Raw genomic sequence first — 3,271 nt, forward strand, 5'->3', positions numbered from 1 at the left:
GTGCTGGTGCCGGGGGCGGCGCTGGTGGAGTGGGCGCTGCGGGCCGCCGACGAAGCCGGATGCGGCAGCGTGGACGATGTCGTGCTGCGGGTGCCGTTGGTGCTTCCCGAGTCGGGGAGTGTGCGGGTGCAGGTGGTGGTGGGAGCGGCGGACGCGGACGGACGGCGCGAGGTGCAGGTGTGTTCGTGTGCCGCGCCGGATGGCGCGGATGGGGAGTGGGTGTGCCATGCGACCGGCGCGCTCAGCCCGGAATCCGGCGTTCGGCCCGGGGGGTTCGAGGCCGGGGCGTGGCCTCCTGCGGGGGCGCGTCCCGTGGATCTGGGCGGGTTCTATGAGCGGGCGGAGGCGGCGGGGTACGGCTATGGTCCGGCCTTCCGCGGCCTGCGGGCCGTATGGCGGGACGGTTCGGATCTGCTGGCCGAGGTGGAGCTGCCCGAAGCCGCCGGGGAGCCGGACGGCTACGGCATCCATCCCGCGCTCCTGGACGCGGCGCTCCACCCGGCGCTCCTGGAGAACGAGAGCGACAGCACGGGACGAGCGTGGCTGCCGTTCGCCTGGACCGGGGTCACCCTCTGGGCAGGGGAAGCGACCACGGTCCGGGTCCGGCTGTCTCCACAACACAGCGGCGAGCAGGACGAGCAGGGTGAGCGGGGGCTGCGACTACTGGTGGCCGACGGGGTCGGTGCGCCGGTTCTGACCGCCGAATCCGTGGTCATGCGTCCCGTCGACATCGACCGGTTGCGCGTTGCGGAACGCCGCGCCCTCAGCGGCCTGTTCACGCTGGACTGGACGCCGCTGCCCGCGCAGCCCCGGGCGCAGCTCCCCAGCACGGCCGCAGCAGAGCGCCCCTGGGCCGTGCTGGGCGACATTCCCGCAGATCTTCCAGCACCGGAGGACCCGGCCCGCTATCCGGGCCTGGACTCGTTGCTGGCCGCAGTGGACGGGGGCGAGCCCGTTCCGTCGGTCGTGCTGGCCGGGGTTCCGCAGGACGAGGAGCTGGACACCGAGGAGTTGGACACCGGGGGGCTGGCCCTCGCAGGGCGGATACTCGGCCTGCTGCAGACGTGGCTGGCCGAGCCCCGGCTGGCCGACGCCCGGCTGGCGATCGTGACACGGGGCGGCGCGGCGGCCACCGCCGACGGTGCCGTCGACACGGCGGCCGCCGCGGTGTGGGGTCTGGTGCGCGGCGCGCAGGCGGAGCATCCGGACCGGTTCGTCCTCCTCGATCTGGATCCCGGCGGGCAACGTCTCGACGGCGGCGTCAGGAGCGCCCTCACGTACGCGGTGGATGCTGACGAATCCCAGCTGGCGGTGCGTTCGGGAAAGCTGCTGGTACCCCGGCTGGTCCGGGGCGGCGCGGACCGGGGCACAGCGGAACCGGCCGACGGCTTCGACCGTCCCGACGCACTCGATCCGGACGGCACGGTACTGATCACCGGCGGAACAGGGACGCTGGGCGGCCGGACCGCCGAACACCTGGTGCGCGTCTGGGGCGTCCGGCATCTGCTCCTGGCCAGTCGCAGGGGCCCGGAGGCCCCGGGGGCGGCGGAACTGGCGGACCGGCTGCGTGAGCTGGGCGCCGACGTACGAGTGGCCGCCTCCGACATCGGGGATCCGGAAGCGGTGGCCGCACTGGTCGCCGGTATCGACCCGGCGCACCGGCTGACGGGGGTGATCCACGCCGCCGGAGTCCTGGACGACGCGGTGATCACGTCGCAGTCGCCGGAACGGCTGGCACGGGTGTGGGCGCCCAAGGCGGCGGCCGCGCTGAACTTGCACGAGGCCACGGCGGACCTGCCACTGGAGATGTTCGTGCTGTTCTCCTCAGCGGCCGGTGTGGTGGGCAACGCGGGACAGTCGGGCTACGCGGCCGCCAGCGCGTTCGTCGACGCGCTCGCTGCCCACCGCAGGAGCCTGGGACTCCCCGGACTGTCCATCGCCTGGGGCCTGTGGGAGCAGACCAGCGAGATGACCGGGCATCTGGCCGCGGCGGACCTCGCCCGCCTCGCACGCTCCGGGTTCGCCGCGCTCCCCACCGAACGGGCACTCGGCCTGCTGGACGCGGCATGGCAGCCGGCCCGCGCGCTGACCGTGGCGGCCGATATCGACGTACGCCGAGTACCGGGCGGCGACCTCCCGGTGCTGCTGCGCGGACTGGCCGGGCGGGCCGGCCGAAGGGCGGCGGCCGCCGCCTCGGGCGGTACCCGCGCATCCGAGCTGACGTCACGGTTCGCCGGACTGGATGAGGCCGATCGGCTGGCCGCGACGGCGGAGATGGTCCGCGACTGTGTGGCGGTGGTGCTGGGATACGCCTCGCCCGCCGAGGTGCGGACCGAAGCCTCCTTCAAGAACCTGGGCTTCGACTCGCTGACCGCGGTGGAACTGCGCAACCGGCTCTCCGCCGCCAGTGGACTGCGGCTGCCCGCGACGCTGGCGTTCGACTACCCCACGCCCGACGCGCTTGCCGGATATCTGAGCACTCAACTGGCAGGCCAGCCGCGGCCGGCGGGCGGGCAGGCCGCAGCGGCGACGGCCGCGACGGACGAGCCCGTGGCGATTGTCGCCATGACTTGCCGGTTCCCCGGCGGGGTGGCATCGCCGGAGGAGCTGTGGAAGCTGGTCGACGAGGGCGTCGACACCATGGGGGAGTTCCCCACGGACCGCGGCTGGAAGCTCGACGGACTGTTCCACCCCGACCCCGACCACCCGGGCACGAGCTATGCCGACGAAGGCGCTTTCCTCTACGACGCGGACCGTTTCGACGCGGCGTTCTTCGAGATCAGCCCGCGCGAGGCCCTGGCGATGGACCCGCAGCAGCGGCTGCTGCTGGAGGCGTCCTGGGAGCTGCTGGAACGGGCGCGGATCGATCCCGCGTCCCTCCGGGGCAGCCGGACCGGGGTGTACGCCGGCGTGATGTACCACGACTACGCCTCCGGCCTGTCCGAGGCGGGCGATGCCAATCTGGAGGGCTACGCGATGCTCGCCAGCTCGGGCAGCGCCGCTTCGGGCCGGGTGTCCTACACCCTGGGCCTGGAGGGCCCGGCGGTGACGGTGGACACCGCGTGCTCCTCGTCGCTGACGGCCATGCATCTGGCGGCTCAGGCGCTGCGGCAGGGCGAGTGCGAGCTGGCACTGGCGGGCGGCGTCACGGTCATGGCCACGCCCGAGGTCTTCACCGGCTTCTCGCGGCAGCGGGGGCTGGCCCCGGACGGGCGGTGCAAGCCGTTCGCGGCGGCTGCGGACGGTACGGGGTGGGGCGAGGGTGTGGGGC

1 protein-coding gene is annotated in these 3,271 nt (G+C 73.8%); it reads left to right on the forward strand.

Annotated elements, in window-relative coordinates; all coding sequences use genetic code 11:
* A partial coding sequence (locus tag G5C65_RS34130; RefSeq protein ID WP_165302938.1) for a type I polyketide synthase occupies positions 1-3,271 on the forward strand: 3,271 nt, incomplete at both ends.

The sequence above is a fragment of the Streptomyces boncukensis genome, from assembly GCF_011045075.1.
GTDB classification, from domain to species: domain Bacteria; phylum Actinomycetota; class Actinomycetes; order Streptomycetales; family Streptomycetaceae; genus Streptomyces; species Streptomyces boncukensis.